Here is a 16,478-nt window from a genome sequence, read left to right as displayed (position 1 = left end):
GATCACGCTCCTGTGCCGATTGTCGGCGGCGACCTGCAGTTGTCGCAAGTACCGCAGCGCTCGATGCCGGTGGATTCGTCGCCGAAGTAGTCGAGCAGGAGCTTCCAGCGGCAATATCCGCTCTGGGCGTACGACACCATTTGCGCCAGCGCTTCGCGGTCATGCTCCTGCTTTTCGCGATAGCGCTCCGCCAGCCGTTCGAAGTCGACCGGGCGCGGCGCGGCGCCGGCCAGCCGGTACTGCAGCTTGCGGTCCTGTTTCAGCCAGCCGCCTTCCTTCAACAGCTTGAGCGCGACCTGGCTGCGATTGTCGCGCGGCCGTTCGCCGCTGGAAGTTGCCTGGTACGCTGCGCGAAGCAGGGCCGCGTCGGGATAGCTGCGCGCCAGGAAGAACTGCTGCACGCGCTTATCCTCGTGGAAGTACAACAGCGTGCAGTCAGCGGCTCCGCTGTCGCGTCCAGCCCGCCCCGCCTCCTGGTAGTAGGCTTCCAGGCTGGCCGGCACCTGCAGGTGGATCACGAAGCGGATGTCGGGCTTGTCGATGCCCATGCCGAAGGCGTTGGTTGCCACCATCACGCGGCGCGCGCCGGACATGAACAGCTCCTGGTTCTGGTGGCGCTCGCCCGCATGCAGTTTGCCGTGGTAGAGCGCCACGCTTTCGCCGGCCTCCTCGAGCGCCGCCAGCATATCCTGCGCGGCCTTGACGGTGGCAGTGTAGACGATGCCGCTGCCGCCTGTCTCGCGCACCAGGCGCAGCGACTCGGCCGCGCGCTCATCGGAATTGGTGACCTGGCGCACCGCCAGGTGCAGGTTCGGCCGGTAGATGCCGGTGTTCACCACGCGCATCTGCGGCGCGCCGAGCTGGCGGCGGATATCGTCCACCACTTCATCGGTAGCAGTAGCAGTCAGCGCCAGCACCGGCGGGCGGCCCAGCGCGTCGAGCGCAGCCCCGATATCGAGATAGGCGGGACGGAAATCGTGGCCCCAGCGCGAGATGCAGTGGGCTTCGTCGACCACCACCAGACCGATATCGGCCTGGTGCAGCAGGGACATGAACTCCGGCGTCGCCAGCCGCTCCGGCGTGCAGAACACGATGCGGTCTTCATTATCCTGCAAACCCTGCAGTGCCTCCTGCTGTTGCCCGGCCGGTATTTTGCTGTTGAGCTGTGCGGCTTCAATGCCAATGCCGTCGAGCTTCTCCGCCTGGTCTTTCATCAGCGAAATCAGGGGCGATACCACCACGGTACTGCCCTTCAATATTGACGCCGGGATCTGGTAGCACAGCGACTTGCCGCTTCCGGTTGGCATGATGGCAAGCGTGTCGTGGCCCGCCAGCACGCTGTCGATCACTTGTTGCTGGCCGGCGCGCAGGCGCTCGACGCCGAACACCTCGCGCAACAGCCGGTGGATTTGAGGATGAGTAGCCATGCCCGCAACTTAGCGCGATTGCTGGTAACATGTCGGCGTCCTAAGTAACATACCGAGCGGCAAATGTCTTTCTCCCTCAGCGAAAATACCTACAGCACCGATACTCCCGAAGCCAAGCGCGCCATGTATCAAGACTTGCGCTCGCAACTGGGCGGCCTGGTGCACGGCGAACATGACTGGATCGCCAACACGGCCAATGCCAGCTCGCTGGTGTTCAACACCATGCCGGGCTTGAACTGGGCGGGCTTCTATTTCATGCAGGGCCCGGATGAACTGGTGCTCGGCCCGTTCCAGGGCAAGCCGGCCTGCATCCGCATCAAGAAGGGCCGCGGCGTATGCGGCAGCACCGTTGAAAAGCGCGCGACCAGCGTGGTGGAAGACGTGCATGCCTTCCCTGGCCATATCGCTTGCGATGCCGCCTCGCGCTCGGAACTGGTGGTGCCGATTTTCGGCAAGGATGGCGCGGTGATCGGCGTATTCGACCTCGACAGCCCACTGCCAGGACGCTTCGATGCGGTCGACGCCGAAGGCATCGAATCGCTGGTCCGCATCCTTGAACAATCCCGCACCTGACCTGCCTCACATCTTGCCCCGCTCGCGCTTGACTGGGGCAAGTGCCAGCGCCAGGCTTCGCGGCGGCGCTGCCGTTCACTGTTGATGAGCTGCTCGATGTCGCTTTTGAGCCTTAGGCAAGCTTGCGCGGACCTTGACTGCGATACTGATCAGGACACCAAGTGTCCCGATTGTTTCCAGCAATGCGTTAAGCATGATTCCCTCCGAAGTAAGTCTTCCAGAAAAACACCAGCGTGATACAGGATGTCGCGACCAGCGTGATGGCGCGGATCACCTTGGGCGGCGTGCGGCGCCCCAACTTTGCGCCGCCGTAGCCGCCGGCCACGGCGCCGGCCAGCATCGCCAGCGTCACCGGCCAGTGCACCGCATCCGCCATGCTGAACGCCAGCACCGCCACCGCATTGGCTGCACTGACCAGCAAGGTGCGCGGCGCATTCAAATCCTTCAGGTCGCGCTTGTCGATCAAACCCCACGTCGCCATCATCATGATCCCGACCGCACCGCCAAAATAGCCGCCGTACACGCCCAGGAAGAACTGGACCAGCAGCACAGCCGGCGACCTCACCTGAAAGCGTGCGCGCAAGGCTTCGCCAAGGCGCCGCCCGAAGGCCAGCGCAATCGACGCCGCCAGCAGCAGCCATGGCAGCGCAAAGGTGAAAGCCGTCGATGAAGTCCGCAGCAACAGCCAGGCGCCAGCCAGGCCGCCGCACAGTGTAGTCACCAGCAAAAAACGCAGCGGCACCCCGCCAACGGGCCGCAAGCCATCGCGGTAGGCCCAGGCACTGGCCAGGCCGCCCGGAAACAAGGCTACCGTACTGGAAGCATTCGCCTGAACCGGTGGCACCCCGACCGCGATCAGCGCCGGCAGGCTGACGAAAGATCCGCCCCCAGCCAGCGCGTTCATCGCCCCGGCCAGCAAGCCTGCGGAAAAAGTCAGAATCATTGAGTCCATGCCAGCGATGTTAGTCGCCAGGCCACAGTCCCGCAATCTGGCAATTCCGGTGCTACACTTCGGAAATTCCGAATGCTGGAGACCATAGATGCGCTTCGACCTGACCGATATGCGGCTTTTCCTCACCGTCGTGGAATGCGGCAGCCTGACCCAGGGCGCGCGCACCATGCACCTTGCGCTGGCATCGGTCAGCGAGCGCATAGCCGGCATGGAGGCAGCATTGGGGGCGCCGCTGCTTGAGCGCAACCGGCGCGGCGTGCGCGCCACGGCGGCCGGCGAAGCCCTGCTGCGCCATGCACGCTCGATCCTGGGCCAGGTTGAGCAGATGCGCGGCGAACTGCGCACCTATGCTACCGGCCTGAAGGGGCGCATCCGCCTGCTGTCGAATTCCGCTGCCCTGGCGGCCTTCCTGCCGCCGCACCTGTGCCGCTTCCTGGCCGCCTATCGCGACCTGTCGATCGACCTGCTGGAGCGCCCCAGCGCAGAGATCGTCCAGTCCTTGGTGGACCGGCGCGCCGACCTCGGCATCGTGGCGGACATCACCGATTTCGGTCCGCTCCAGACGCACCTGATCGCCAGCGACCAGCTGGTGGTAGTGGCCAGCCATGCACACCGCTTGGCGCAGAAAACCGCCGTAACGTTTGCCGATATCCTGGGCGAACCGATCGTCGGCATCGCCGATACCGCACTCGAAACGCACCTTGGGGAACGCGCCTCGCGCCTGGGCCACCAGCTCGACTACCGCATCCTGCTGCGCAGCATCGACCATGTGGCAATGCACGTCGAAGCGGGCATCGGCATATCGATCATGTCCGGCGCAGTGGCGCGCCAGCTGCGGCGCGACCTGGCCATCGCGCCGCTGGCTGAAACCTGGGCGACGCGCCGGCTCTACCTGTGTGCGCGCGACTTTGCAGTGCTGACGCCGCACGCCAGCCTGCTGGCCGAACAATTGCTGGAAGATGCTCCGCCTGCTGCCTCAGGCCAGTAGCGCTACGCCCATCGAGCGCGCCTCGGCGGCAGCCAGGTCGAGCAGTGCGGCAAGGTCCGGGAAGTTTTCCAGGCATTGCACGATATCGGAGCGCCGCACCAGGTAGTCGTCCTGCGGCGCAGGCAGCGGCGACAGCACGGGGCACAGGTGGCGCGCCAGCAGCAGCGTATCGCGCAGGCCGGATGGCGGCAGGCTGATGGCGCCATCGCGCAGCGTCATGATGGCAGCGCCAACCGCTTCCGGCACTTCGAGCCTGCGCAGTACTGCGCGCGCCACGATTTCCTGCACCGGCCCCAGGCGCGGGCCCATTTCATCCAGCAAGCCGGGCACCTGGTCGGCTTGCGACAACAGGAAGAAATTGCCGGCTTCATGCACGATGCCGGCGAACAGCGCGGTATCGGGATCGGTGCCGGTGATATGGCGCGCCACCTGGTAAGCGATGGCTGCCACGTGGGCAGAGTACTTCCATAATTGATCGGCATGCTCGCGCAGTTGCGCATCGCGGATACGGGCGCCGAACTGGCGCACCACCATGGCGGCCGCCAGCGAATACAGGTTGCGGTAGCCAAGCCGCATCACCGCGGCGCGCGCGCTGGTGATCGCCGCAGCGCCATGGCGCCGGAACACGGCGGCATTGGCCAGCGCAACGGCACGCGCTGCCAGGACCGGTTCGCCCAGCACCTTGCGCGCTATTTCATCGTCGTGGCAATCAGGGTCAGCCAATGCAAGCTGCAATGCCAGTGCGGCATTGACGCTGGTGGGGAATACCAGTTCCCCACGCTGCACTTCCGAGATAATGGTGGCAAGGTCCCTGAGCTTTTCCATGCAAGAAATTATACCGACGCCGTCCGCAATGCGCGCACATTGCCTGGCAGGCGGCGCGCAGCGGGAGCCTTGCGCACAACGGGCGCGGCCTCGCCTTCATTCCCCAGCGTGAAGATGCTGATCGATTTCACCAGCATCTGCGCCTGGTCCTGCAGGCTGGCCGACGCGGCCGCGGTCTGCTCCACCAGCGCCGCATTCTGCTGCGTGGTGTCGTCCATCTGCGTCACGGCCATATTGATTTGCTCGATACCGTTGCCCTGCTCGGCCGACGCGGTGGCGATTTCCTGCATGATGGCCGTGATACCCTGCACGCTCTTCAGCACCTCCTGCATCGCATGGCCGGCTTCGCCCACCAGGCGGTTGCCGGTTTCGACGCGGTTCACGCTGTGGTTGATCAAGTCCTTGATCTCCTTGGCTGCCGAAGCCGAGCGTTGTGCCAGGTTGCGCACTTCGGAAGCCACCACGGCAAAGCCGCGCCCTTGCTCGCCGGCGCGCGCCGCTTCCACCGCGGCATTCAGGGCCAGGATATTGGTCTGGAAGGCGATGCCATCGATCACGCCGATGATGTCCACGATCTTGCGTGAGCTATCGTTGATTTCACCCATGGTCTGCACCACTTGCGATACCACTTCGCCGCCCTTGCCGGCGACGGTGGAAGCGTTGTGCACAAGCTGGTTGGCCTGGCGTGCATTATCGGCGTTCTGCTTGACGGTGGAAGTCAGTTCTTCCATCGAGGAAGCGGTTTCCTCCAGGTTGGATGCCTGCGCTTCCAGGCGCGAAGAGACGTCGGCGTTGCCGGTTGCGATATCGCGGCTGGCGGCATTGATCTGGTCCACGCTGGCGCGCACGTCGGACACGATGCCGCGCAGGCTTTGACTCATGGATTTGAGCGAGCGCAGCAACTGCCCGACTTCGTTGGGCGGGCCGACGTCGAAGTCGTTATCGAGTTTTCCCTGCGCCACCTCGTCCGCCACGGCGATGGCGTTTTTCAGCGGCAGCGTCACCGAACGCGCGATCAGGACGCAAATCCAGGCCGCCAGTGCAAACAGCGCCACCATCGAGACCACCATGATCCAGCGCTGCTCGGTGAAGCCGGAGATTTTTCCGGAAAGCATGCTATCGATTTCCTTCGCTGCCGCTTCATTGACGGCAAACTGCATATCGATTGCCGCCGTGGTCTTGGCCACCCACTCTTCACCGGAATAGGTCAGCGGATCGGCTTTCACGATCTGCTCCGTGCCCAGGTCCACGATCTTGCGCGCCGCCTCGCCCGCCTCGCGCAGCTGCGCGCCGAGCTTGGCCTCGATGGCCGGATTCGCCGCGGCCGCCTTGCCAAAGGCAGTCAGGGTCTGGTCCAGGCGATCGGTCACGCGCGACATGATGGCCGCCTGCTGCATACGGTCTTCAGGCGTCGCTTCCTTTTTCGCCAGCAGGCCGGCGCCTTTGGCACGGGTCTTACCGGTCTCTTCAGTCAGCCATGGCAGCTGGTAGAACATCGACTGGATCAGCTGGTACGTGTCCTTGTCGGGATCGAGGCTCAGACCATAGGCATCGCCGATCAGTTCATTCACCTTGAGCAGCTTCGGCACCAGGCCGGTATGTCCAGCATAGCTTTGCGGCACGGTGATCTTGCCTTCCGCCACGTTGCTGCGCAGCGCTTCCCATTCCTGCTTGGCGGCGGCGAACGCATCGATGATGGCCTTGTCGCCCAGCGCGGCAGCCGCTTTTTCCAGCCGGCCGTAGGCCGCATCGGCCTCGGCTTGCTTGGCGCGGCGCTTTTCCGCCACGCTCGTGACACCGCCCAGCACCAGCGCCGACAGGCCACGGTGCTGCTGCGTGTATTGCACGACCTTGAGGCCGTCGACCACGATCGGCAAGCCTTCATGCTCGCCCTTGTAAGCGTCGAGCACCTTGCCCGCCTCGCTCAGGTAGAGGAAGGCAGGAATGATCGCCAGCAGTGCCGCGATCAGGCCGAGGATCAGGAACTTGTGAGCCAGCTTGAGTTGACCGAGAAGCGAGGTAGGATTCATGGCAATTTCCTAAAGACAAGTTTGGCAAAAAGTGCGTTGCGGCACCGCGATACCTCTTGCTTTGATCTTATGCCGAATTAAGGCCTGGCGTTACAATTCGTGAGAATTTACTACTTAAATCACTTTCTCCATCACCATTTCTGTTGCGGCGGCGCGAAACAATTGCTAATGAAGAATTTAACTTTCATGATGCATGTTTAAGGGCTTTGCTATAGTGCGTCTATGAAACTTTTAATGCCGTTATTGACGCTGCTTGCTGCGTTGCTGTCGCCGGCCGTAATGGCGGAGACAGTTACCGTGTACACCAGCGCCAATTTCGCGCCCCTTGTAATCGACGGCACGCGCGGCATCTATTACGAAGCCATCGAGTACCTGAACAAGCAGGCCACCGACGGCACCAGTTTCCGGCTGGCCTACCTGCCGCGCAAACGACTGCAGATGCGGCTGGAAGACGGCACGCTGGACGGCATCGTTATTGGCATGATGCCCCAATGGTTCGATGACGTCGCACAGAAGAAATACCTGTGGACCACGGCCTTCGCTGTCGACCACTTCGTGCTGGTGTCGCGCAGCGAGCATCCGGTGCAGATGGATGTTCCGCAAGGACTGGCTGGCAAATCGATAGGCTTGACGCTTGGCTATGTCTATCCGGGAATCGATGAATGGATCCAGCGCCACGGCCTGCAACGCCAGGATGCCATCAGCGAGGAGATCAACCTGGAGAAGCTGCGCCGCGGCCGCATCGATTGCGTGGCAGTGTCGGAATCGACGGCGCGCTATTTCGTACGCCAGCACGGGCTGCATGGCAGCCTGACCCTGGTGGACTTTCCGGGGCGCGCAACGGAACGCCGCTTCCTGGTGCCGATGGGGCGCAACGACTTGTTCGACAAAGTCGCGCCGATCATCAAACGCATGCGCGAAGACCCCCAGTGGCTGCGCATGACATCGAAATATCAGTAATTGAATTTCAGCTGGATGCCGTAGCTGCGCGGTTCGTTGACGACACCGGTGAAGTTGTTGAAATCGATGGCTGCTACCGCCACCACTTTATTGGTCACATTGCGCACGAAGGCAGCCACCTCGAAGCGCTCGCGCCCATCCTTGTAGCCAAGCCGCAGGCCGCCATCGAGCAAGGGGCGCGCCTTGTACTCCACGGCCTCGTACAGGAAGAAATTGTATTGGCCGCGATAAGCCCAGTCGGTGGCCGCAAACAGCGCGCCGCTGCGCCAGGGCCGGCTGTAGCGCAGCGTGGCATTGGCGATCCAGCGCGGTGAACGCGGCAGCGGATTGCCATCGATGAAAACGTTATTGGGCGCCGTACCGCGCGGGTCGAGCACCGTGCAGCCATTGCCGCAGGGGAGCACGAACAAGCCGGCATCGCGAATCCTGGTCGCGTTATAGCTGGCGCCCACGCTGGCTGTCCATTCGCTGTTGGGGCGCACCAGCCCTTCCACTTCGATACCCTGCCCGCGTACCTTGGCCGCGTTGACCAGGCGGTTCTGGTTGACGACGCCGCTGCCGGCGGTGAGCTGCATATCAGCGACCGTGTAGCGGAACAGCGCCAGGCCAAGGCGCGCACGGTGCTGCATGAAGTCCTGCTTCCAGCCCGCCTCCCAGCTCACGGCCTGCTCGGCGCGCGCCACGGAAATGCTGTTGCCGAACAGGATGCGGCCCTGGATCGATGGCGCGCGGTAGCCGGTCGCAACCCGCGCATACACGTGGCTGTCGGGCGACAGGGCTTGGGTCGCGCCAAGATCCCAGCTGAGATCATTGCCGCGCGGCGCCGCTGCCAGTCCCGCAATCGGCTGCGCCCCCGGCGCCGGTTGCGGGCGGGCGGCGAAGAAGTCCTTGCGGTCCTTGGTATAGCGCAGGCCCGCGCGCAGCAGCAGGCCCGGACGTGCACGCCACGCCAGGGCGCCAAAGGCGGCCAGCGAGCGGCTGTCCTGCTCCTGCCAGGCGTAGGCATTCTGGCTGTTGCCGTTGAAGGTGTCGAAACCGAAGCTGTCGATCCTGATCTTTTCGCTGAAACCATACACGCCGGCCAGCCAGCTCCACTCGCGGGCCGGGTCGGATTCCAGCCGGACCTCCTGCGTCAACTGCCTGTGCCTGGGCAGCGCATCGGCAGTCTCGGACGGGAATGGTATGCGGCCCGGCCCCATCGGCAAATGCGACAGCGAACCATAGCCCGCATCCACGTCGGCGCGGCTGTAAAAGCGCGCCCGCTCCCAGCCCGAAATGGCATGCAGGCTCAGGCCATCGAACTGCCAGCGCAGGCGCAGGCTGGCGCCGCCCGTCTTCAGGTGCTGGTGGTTGATGCCGTCCGTCGGCAGGCTGGCGTAATCAAAGCCCGGCACCAGCGCGTTGCTGCCCTTCTGCATGATATTGGCGCGGAACAGCGTGGCGCGCCCTCCCATGCGGCGCGCATGCCCGTTCAGCAGCGCACTGAAGGCCGGACCCGGCTGGTACAGCAGTTGCACCCGCGCGGCGTTGTCGTGGTAGCCCTCGAATTCCGTGGTGGCGGCATTGGGGCGGTCGTTGAAGACGCGGTTGGCGCGGTGCTGGCTAAGCAGCGAGACGCGCAGTGCCAGCGTTTCTCCGAGCGCCGTATTGAACGCCCCGTCCGCGTTGCGCATGCGGTCCTTGCCGATGCCGGTGTTCAGGTAGCCCTCGCGCCGGAATGCCGGCCGCACCGCATCGAACTTCACCACGCCGGCCGGTGCATTGCGTCCGAACAGGCTTCCTTGCGGCCCGCGCAGCACTTCCACCTGCTGCAGGTCGAACAGCGGGAAGGACTTGAGCAGCGGGCTTTCCTGCACCACTTCGTCATACACCACGCCGACCGGCTGCGCCGCATTCAGGTCGAAGTCCGTATTGCCCAGGCCTCGCAGGTAGAAGCGCGGGAACGACCGGCCAAAGTCGGATTCGATGTGCAGGCTCGGCATGCGCGCGGCAAGGTAGCGCAGGTCGCGGCCACTGGCGCCCAGCAGGCCGAGCGCTTCACCGCCCAGCACCGAGACATTGAACGGCACCTCCTGCAACGGCTCCGCGCGGCGCTGTGCGGTGACATAGACGCTGGGCAGCCCACCTTCCTGCGCCGGCTGCGCCCTCGCCTGCGGCAATACCGCCAGTCCCGCCACACCGATCGCCCACCATGCGCGCATGCTGCCTCCTGTGTGGTTTCATGCTAGCAGAGTTAGCTGAGCGTGGCATAATGATAGTTTCAATTTAACCATCCCCGGGCAATGGGTTCTTTGCTGCGCACCTCTGTGTTGGCCTGCCTGCTTGCAGCAGGCGCTATGGCATCGGCGCAACATCGGCCGGGCGTCGTGTCGTTCCAGCGCATTGCCATGCCGGACCAGGTGCCGGCGCACCTCAGTACCGCCATGGTGCAGGACGCGCAGGGCTTGCTGTGGATCGGTACCCAGGATGGCCTGGTGCGTTACGACGGCTACGGCTACAAGGTGTTCCGCCCGCAGCCCGGCGATTCGTCGGCGCTGGGCGGCAGCTATATCCGCGCCCTGCACGCCGCGCGCGATGGCCGGCTGTGGATCGGCACCATCAGCGGCGGCCTGTCCGTATTCGATCCGCGCACGGAACGCTTCGCGCAATACCGTCACGACCCGCAACGCAAGGACAGCCTGGCCAACGACCGCGTGGAAGGCATCGTGGAACTGGCCGGCGGCATGCTGTGGCTGGCCACCGATAACGGCCTGTCGGTGCTCGATCCCGCCAGCGGCCGGTTCACCCATTACCGCCACGTCGAAGGCGACAGCAGCAGCCTGGCCAACAACCAGCTGCGCGCAGTGCTGCTGGACCGCGAAGGACGATTGTGGGTCGCCGGCGATGCCGGCTTGCAGCGCTGGCTCGGCGACGGCCGCTTCTCGGCGCCGGTGGGACCGGCCAATGCGATCCGCCTGTTCCAGGACAGCCAGGGCCGCATCTGGATCGGCAGTTCGCGCCAGGGGGCCGCCGTATACGATCCGGCCAGCGGCAAAGTGCACGCCCTGCCGGGCCTGGGCCACTTCTGGATCTACAGCATTGCCGAACCGCTGCCAGGCGAAATCTGGCTTGGTACTTTCGGCAAAGGCATCGACGTGGTCGACGGCGCCAGCCTGGCGGTGGTCGACCGCCTGCAATACGACAGCACCAGCACTTCCAGCATCGGCAACGATCGCATCGGCGCCCTGCTGGTGGATCGCTCAGGCCTGGCCTGGACCGGCACATGGGGCGGCGGCATTGCCCACCACGATCCGTCCAGCCGCGCCTTCCTGAAGCTGCGCCACAGCCCGGCCAACCCGCTGGGTCCCAGCCATCCCGCCATTGTGCGCGCGCTGGAAGCGGCCGACGGCAAACTGTGGCTGGGCACCAATGGCAATGGCGTCGACGTGCTGGATGCCGGCGGCAAACTGGTGGCGGGCCTCCGGCCCGACGCCCGTCGCAGCGATGCCCTGGCCGACAGCGCCGTCACCTGCCTGGCGCAAGGACCGGATGGCAGCATGTGGGTGGCGACGCTGGACGGCACACTGCACCGCCAGCGCCCCGGCCAGCAAGGCTTCCAGCGTTTCGGCAGCGCGCAAGGAATGCCCGGCGGCCCTGTGCGCGCCATGGTTTTTGGCACCGACGGCGCACTGTGGGCCGGTGCCCAGCAAGGCCTGGCGCGCATCGGCAAGGATGGCACAGTGAACGCCTGGCGCCACCAGCCGGACGACCCTGGCAGCCTGTCGGGCCGCGAAGTCGAAGCGCTCGCCTTCACGCCGGACGGCACGCTGTGGATCGGCACCAATGACGGCCTGAATGCCTTCGATACCAGGTCCGGCAAGGCGCGCCGCATTTACCGCGACCCGGCACGGGCCGACAGCCTGCCCGACAACTGGGTGCCGGACCTGATGGTCGACAAGGACGGCCAGCTCTGGCTGGCCACCCAGTCCGGCGCCGCCATCCTGCGCTCCTTCGACGGCACGGCGGCGCACTTCGACGTGCTGTCGGCGCGCCTGAAGCTGCCGCCCCACCCGCCCGAATCGCTGCTGCAGGATGCGCAAGGCCAGGTGTGGCTCGGCAGCCGCGTGCGCATCGACCCGCTGACCTGGCGCTGGCGCAGTTTCGACCGCGCCGACGGCAACGAGTTCCGCACCCTGTACTATGCCAGCCGCGCACGCATGCGCAGCGGCGACCTGCTGTTTGGTTCGCCGGAGGGCTTGCTGCGCGTGCGGCCGCACATGCTGCGGCGCTGGGAATACCAGCCGGCCGTGACGGCCACCGCACTGACGATCGATGGCGTCGAGCAACCCGGCGCCGGCATCCTCCCCGAGCGCACGCTGGCTCCCGGCCAGCGCGACCTGCGCCTGGAGTTTGCCGCACCCGACTTCAGCGCGCCGGAACAGCAGCAGTACCGCTACCGCCTGGACGGCTACGATGCCGGCTGGGTCAGCGTCGATGCCCGTCAACGCGTAGCCGCCTACTCGCACCTGCCGCCGGGAGACTACCGGTTGCGGGTGCAGGCCAGCAACCGCGCCGGCCAATGGAGCCCGCAGGAATGGGCGCTTAAGCTGCACGTGCAGCCTGCCTTCTACCAGACCTGGTGGTTCCATGCTTCCATGTGGGTGCTGGGCGCGCTGGGCGTCGCCTTCCTGTTCCGCCTGCGCCTGCATGCCCTGCGCCGCCGCGGCGAACGGCTGGAGCGCCTGGTGGCGGAACGCACCGCCGAACTGGAAGCGGCTTCGCGCCGGCTGGAGCAAGCCAGCCTAACCGACCCGCTGACCGGCCTGCACAATCGCCGCTACCTTGAGCAGACCATCCAGGCCGACTTCGACCTGGCCGCGCGCCGCCATCGCAACGTGCCGCCGGAACCGCATTCCGACCTGGTGCTGTTCATGCTCGACCTCGACCACTTCAAGTGCGTCAACGACCAGCACGGCCATGCCGCCGGCGACGCCGTGCTGCAGCAGACCGCCGGCCTGCTGCGCGACTGCATGCGCAGCTCCGACCACATCGTGCGCTGGGGCGGTGAGGAATTCCTCCTGGTGGCGCGCTTCATCGACCGCGACGACGCGCCCGCGCTGGCGGAAAAGATTCGCCTGGCTGTCGCGGCCCATGAATTCCATATCCCCGGCGGCCAGATGCTGCGCAAGACCGTATCGATCGGCTTCGCCGCCTTCCCCGGCATGCCGGGCCGCCCCAGCGCGCTGACGCCGGAATCGCTGCAACGGCTGGCCGACGCCGCGCTGTACGCCGCCAAACATACCTGGCGCGACGCCTGGGTCGGCGTGCAGGCGCGCAGCGGCGAGGCCGGCCTGTCGCGCTTCCTGGCCGATCCCACCAGCGCGGTGGCGGCAGGCGACGTCTCGCTGCTGGTACCGCAGCAGCGCGGCCGCGTTGTGAATTGGCACTAGTTGACCATTGCGACGTGCACGTAAATTGCCTTTGCTACATTTTTAAATAGAATAGCTGCAATGGCCGCCGGGCCGCCACGCAAGGGAGCGGGCATTGTCTGCAGTGAATCGGGTGCTGGGTGTCAGGGCCAGGCTGGCGATCCTGGTATTGGGCTGCGTGATCCCAATGGCGACGGCAGCGGGCTTCCTGCTGGCCGACTATTACCAGCGCGGGCGGCAGCAGCTGGTCAACAGCACGTTAACCCGTGCCCAGGCCATGGCCGCGGAACTGGACCGCGAGTTCGATCACAACGCGGCCGCGTTGCAGGCGCTCGCCACGTCGCGCGAGTTGCATGACGGTGAGCTGGCCGCCTTCCACACCCGCGCTACCGAGGCGCTGGCCAACCTGCGCGCCGACAGCCTGGTGCTGGTCGGCCTCGATGGCAGCCTGGCATTGTCCACCCGCCGGTCTTATGGCTCACCCCTGCCCAAACTGCCGCGCACCCCGCTGCTCGCGAAAATCCTGGCTACTGGCAAGCCCGGCGTGTCGGCCCTGTTTCCCGGGCCGCTGGCGGGCAAGCTGATCTACACTGTTGGCGTACCGGTGCGCCGCGATGGGCAGATTGTGATGACCCTCAATGCGACAGCGGCGCCCGAGCAGCTTGACGCCTTGCTGGCGGCGCAGCAACTCCCCGGCAGCTGGCGCGCCGGCATCCTCGACAGTCAGGGCAAGATCGCGGTGCGCAGCCATGACAGCGCACACTATGTCGGAAAAGAGGCAACGCCTGCACTGATGCAGCATATTGCACAAGCGAGCGACGGCGGCTTCGAGGCGCACACCCTGGATGGCATCCCGGTGTACACGGTATACAGCACGGCGCCGCGCAGCAGATGGGTGGTAGCGATGGGCATCCCGCTCGATGAGCTGACAGGCGCCCTGCGCCACGCTTTGGCTTGGCTGGTAGCCGGAACCGTGGCCGCGCTGGCACTGGGTTTGGCACTGGCTTGGCGCATGGGAGACGCCATTGCCGGCAGCGTGCAAGCCCTGATGGAGCCGGCGCGTGCCGTGGGACAGGGCCAATTGCCCGTCATTCCGTTGCAGCCGCTGCGGGAAGCCAACGAATTGCGGCAAGCCCTGCTCGACGCCGCGCAGCAATTGCGCAGTGCCCAGGCCTCGGCGCAGGAAAGCGCCGACCGCCTGGCGCTGGCCGCTGAATCGGCCGAGCTGGGGCTGTGGGTACGCGACCTGGAGCACAACCAGGTATGGGCTTCCCCGCTATGGCGCAAGCTGTTCGGCTTCCAAATGGAAGAAACCGTGACGGTGCATGCCGTAATGCAGCGCGTCCATCCGGATGACCGGGCCAGCGCAGGTGCCGTGCTGACTGCGCCGCGCCAGCGCTATCATACCGAATTCCGCCTGCTGCTGGCCGACGGCAACTTGCGCTGGATCAGTTCGCGCGGCAGTGTCGAGGCCGGTAGCGGCGGCCAGCCACGCCTGGTACGCGGCGTGTCGCTGGACATCAGCGAGCGCAAACAGGCAGAGCTGGCAATCTTGCAAAAGCAGCAGGAAGTCACCCACCTGTCGCGCGTCGCCATGCTGGGCGAACTGTCCGGCGCGCTGGCGCACGAACTGAACCAGCCGCTGACAGCCATCCTCAGCAACGCGCAAGCGGCCCAGCGCTTCCTGCGCGCGCCGCAGCCGGCACTCGACGAAGTAACTGAAATCCTGGCCGACATTGTGGCCGCCGATCGCCGCGCCGGCGACATCATCCGCCGCCTGCGCAGCCTGTTCGGCAAGAAGGATACTCAGCAACACCCTATCCTCGCCAGCGCGCTGGCCACCGAAGTCGCAGCGCTGCTGCGCAACGATTTCATCAACCGCGGCGTGGCGCTGCGGCTGGATGTGCAAGTGGCCGATGCTGAAGTACTGGCCGATCGCGTGCAAGTGCAGCAAGTGCTGATCAACCTGCTGGTCAATGCCTGCGACGCCATGGCCGGCTGCGCCCCGGGCACGGCCAGTGTCACGCTGCACTGCCGGCGTGAATCGGACGGCATGCTGGGCTTCGTGGTCAGCGTTTGCGGTCCCGGCATTGCCGACGGCCAGCTGGAGCGCATCTTCGATCCCTTCTTCAGCACCAAGGAGCATGGCATGGGCCTCGGCCTGTCAATTTGCCGCAACATCGCCACCGCCCACGGCGGCAAGCTATGGGCCGCCAACCTGGCAAGCGGTGGCGCCGCCTTCCACCTCACCTTGCCGGAGGCTGCTTGAGCACGCGCCCCTGGGTCAACCTGGTGGACGACCAGCCGGAAGTGCGCAAGGCCCTGCTGCGCTTGCTGGCCGCGGCGGGCTACCAGGCGCGCGGCTTTGCCAGCGCGGCCGACTTCCTTGCTGCCGGTGCGCCACAGGAAGCGGGCTGCATCGTGCTCGATCTGGAAATGCCCGGCATCGATGGCCTGGGACTGCAGCGCCTGCTGGCCGAGCGTGCCAGCCTGCTGCCGGTGATCTTCCTCAGCGGCCATGGCGACTTGGCCTCCGGTGTGCAAGCAATGAAGGCTGGCGCCACCGATTTCCTGACCAAGCCGGTCGATGAAGCCGCCCTGCTGGCGGCCGTCCAGGCGGCGCTGCAGCGGAACCAGGCGGCACACGCCAGCCAGGCCAGCCAGTCGGACCTGCGGCAGCGCCTGGACAGCCTGACGCCGCGCGAACGCGACGTCCTGCCGCTGTTGGCGGAAGGTATGCTCAATAAGCAGATTGCCGCCACCCTGGGCACGGCGGAGCAGACCATCAAGATCCACCGCGCCCGCATCCTGCAAAAAATGCAAGTGCGCAGCGTGACCGCCCTGGTGCGCCTGCTCGGCCAGGCATAGCACCAAGGTGTAATAGCCACCTTGCCGCCGGCAGCCTAAGCTGGCTGCATGGATACCTTAATTCCCTGGATAGCAGTAGTCGACGACGAAGAGCCGGTGCGGCGCGCCATCCTGCGCCTGCTGCGCGCGTCCGGCCTGCCAGCCTACGGTTTCAGCGGCGGCGCTGACCTGCTGGCGGCGCCGATGCAGCAACCGCCCTACTGCGTAGTGATGGACTTGCACATGCCCGGCATGGACGGCTACCAGCTGCAACAGCACCTTGCCGCCAGCATGCCGCGCAGCGCCGTGATCGCCGTGACCGGCTCACATTCGGCGGACACCCGGGCTCGCATGGAGCGGGCCGGCGCGCTGGCCTTCCTGCCCAAGCCAGTCGATGCAGAACAATTGCTGGCCGCCGTCGCTTCGGCGTGGGCGCGCTGGCACCAACAATAAGCCTGAACAGGAGAA

Annotated in this window: 12 protein-coding genes; 7 read left to right on the top strand and 5 right to left on the bottom strand. The window is 65.6% G+C overall.

Annotated elements, in window-relative coordinates; all coding sequences use genetic code 11:
* Positions 1-2: 2 nt before the first annotated feature.
* Positions 3-1,427 (bottom strand): ATP-dependent DNA helicase RecQ, encoded by a 1,425-nt coding sequence (locus tag ASD07_RS14205; RefSeq protein ID WP_082507309.1) that lies wholly within the window; start codon positions 1,425-1,427, stop codon positions 3-5.
* 63 nt (positions 1,428-1,490) lie between these two features.
* Between ASD07_RS14205 and ASD07_RS14200 the strand changes: the two genes are divergently transcribed.
* The gene (locus ASD07_RS14200; protein WP_082507308.1) at positions 1,491-2,000 is read left to right on the top strand and encodes a GAF domain-containing protein; all 510 of its coding nucleotides are present in this window, start codon (positions 1,491-1,493) and stop codon (positions 1,998-2,000) included.
* A gap of 187 nt (positions 2,001-2,187) precedes the next feature.
* Here ASD07_RS14200 and ASD07_RS14195 read toward each other — a convergent pair whose 3' ends face one another.
* The gene (locus ASD07_RS14195) at positions 2,188-2,952 is read right to left on the bottom strand and encodes a sulfite exporter TauE/SafE family protein (protein ID WP_055931113.1); all 765 of its coding nucleotides are present in this window, start codon (positions 2,950-2,952) and stop codon (positions 2,188-2,190) included.
* Positions 2,953-3,040: 88 nt separating this feature from the next.
* Here ASD07_RS14195 and ASD07_RS14190 point away from each other — a divergent pair, with 88 nt between their 5' ends.
* Positions 3,041-3,940: a LysR substrate-binding domain-containing protein gene (locus ASD07_RS14190; RefSeq protein WP_055931110.1), complete on the top strand. Its 900-nt coding sequence runs from the start codon at positions 3,041-3,043 to the stop codon at positions 3,938-3,940.
* Here the strand turns inward: ASD07_RS14190 and ASD07_RS14185 are convergent.
* The gene (locus ASD07_RS14185; RefSeq protein ID WP_055931107.1) at positions 3,929-4,765 is read right to left on the bottom strand and encodes an HDOD domain-containing protein; all 837 of its coding nucleotides are present in this window, start codon (positions 4,763-4,765) and stop codon (positions 3,929-3,931) included. The two genes, ASD07_RS14190 and ASD07_RS14185, sit on opposite strands and share 12 nt — an antisense overlap.
* A gap of 8 nt (positions 4,766-4,773) precedes the next feature.
* The gene (locus tag ASD07_RS14180; protein ID WP_055931104.1) at positions 4,774-6,795 is read right to left on the bottom strand and encodes a methyl-accepting chemotaxis protein; all 2,022 of its coding nucleotides are present in this window, start codon (positions 6,793-6,795) and stop codon (positions 4,774-4,776) included.
* A gap of 234 nt (positions 6,796-7,029) precedes the next feature.
* Here ASD07_RS14180 and ASD07_RS14175 point away from each other — a divergent pair, with 234 nt between their 5' ends.
* The gene (locus tag ASD07_RS14175; protein ID WP_055931101.1) at positions 7,030-7,755 is read left to right on the top strand and encodes an ABC transporter substrate-binding protein; all 726 of its coding nucleotides are present in this window, start codon (positions 7,030-7,032) and stop codon (positions 7,753-7,755) included.
* Here ASD07_RS14175 and ASD07_RS14170 read toward each other — a convergent pair.
* Entirely contained in the window at positions 7,749-9,956 is a 2,208-nt protein-coding gene (locus ASD07_RS14170; protein ID WP_055931098.1) for a TonB-dependent receptor, read from the bottom strand. The genes ASD07_RS14175 and ASD07_RS14170 overlap by 7 nt on opposite strands.
* A gap of 135 nt (positions 9,957-10,091) precedes the next feature.
* On the opposite strand from ASD07_RS14170, the gene ASD07_RS14165 reads away from it, so the two are divergent.
* From ASD07_RS14165 to ASD07_RS14150, 4 genes are all read left to right on the top strand, one after another.
* The gene (locus tag ASD07_RS14165) at positions 10,092-13,184 is read left to right on the top strand and encodes a ligand-binding sensor domain-containing diguanylate cyclase (RefSeq protein ID WP_162246558.1); all 3,093 of its coding nucleotides are present in this window, start codon (positions 10,092-10,094) and stop codon (positions 13,182-13,184) included.
* Positions 13,185-13,287: 103 nt separating this feature from the next.
* Positions 13,288-15,432 (top strand): ATP-binding protein, encoded by a 2,145-nt coding sequence (locus ASD07_RS14160; RefSeq protein WP_229207157.1) that lies wholly within the window; start codon positions 13,288-13,290, stop codon positions 15,430-15,432.
* Positions 15,429-16,031, top strand: a complete 603-nt coding sequence (locus ASD07_RS14155; protein WP_055931089.1) for a response regulator transcription factor — start codon at positions 15,429-15,431, stop codon at positions 16,029-16,031. Before ASD07_RS14160 ends, ASD07_RS14155 begins: the two co-directional genes overlap by 4 nt.
* Before the next feature lie 48 nt (positions 16,032-16,079).
* A complete protein-coding gene (locus ASD07_RS14150) occupies positions 16,080-16,463 on the top strand; it encodes a response regulator transcription factor (RefSeq protein WP_055931086.1) in 384 nt (127 codons plus the stop codon).
* The last annotated feature ends 15 nt before the right edge of the window (positions 16,464-16,478 follow it).

This window comes from Duganella sp. Root336D2, from assembly GCF_001425005.1.
Lineage (GTDB): Bacteria > Pseudomonadota > Gammaproteobacteria > Burkholderiales > Burkholderiaceae_D > Rugamonas.
This window is presented reverse-complemented; position numbering and strand designations above follow the sequence as displayed.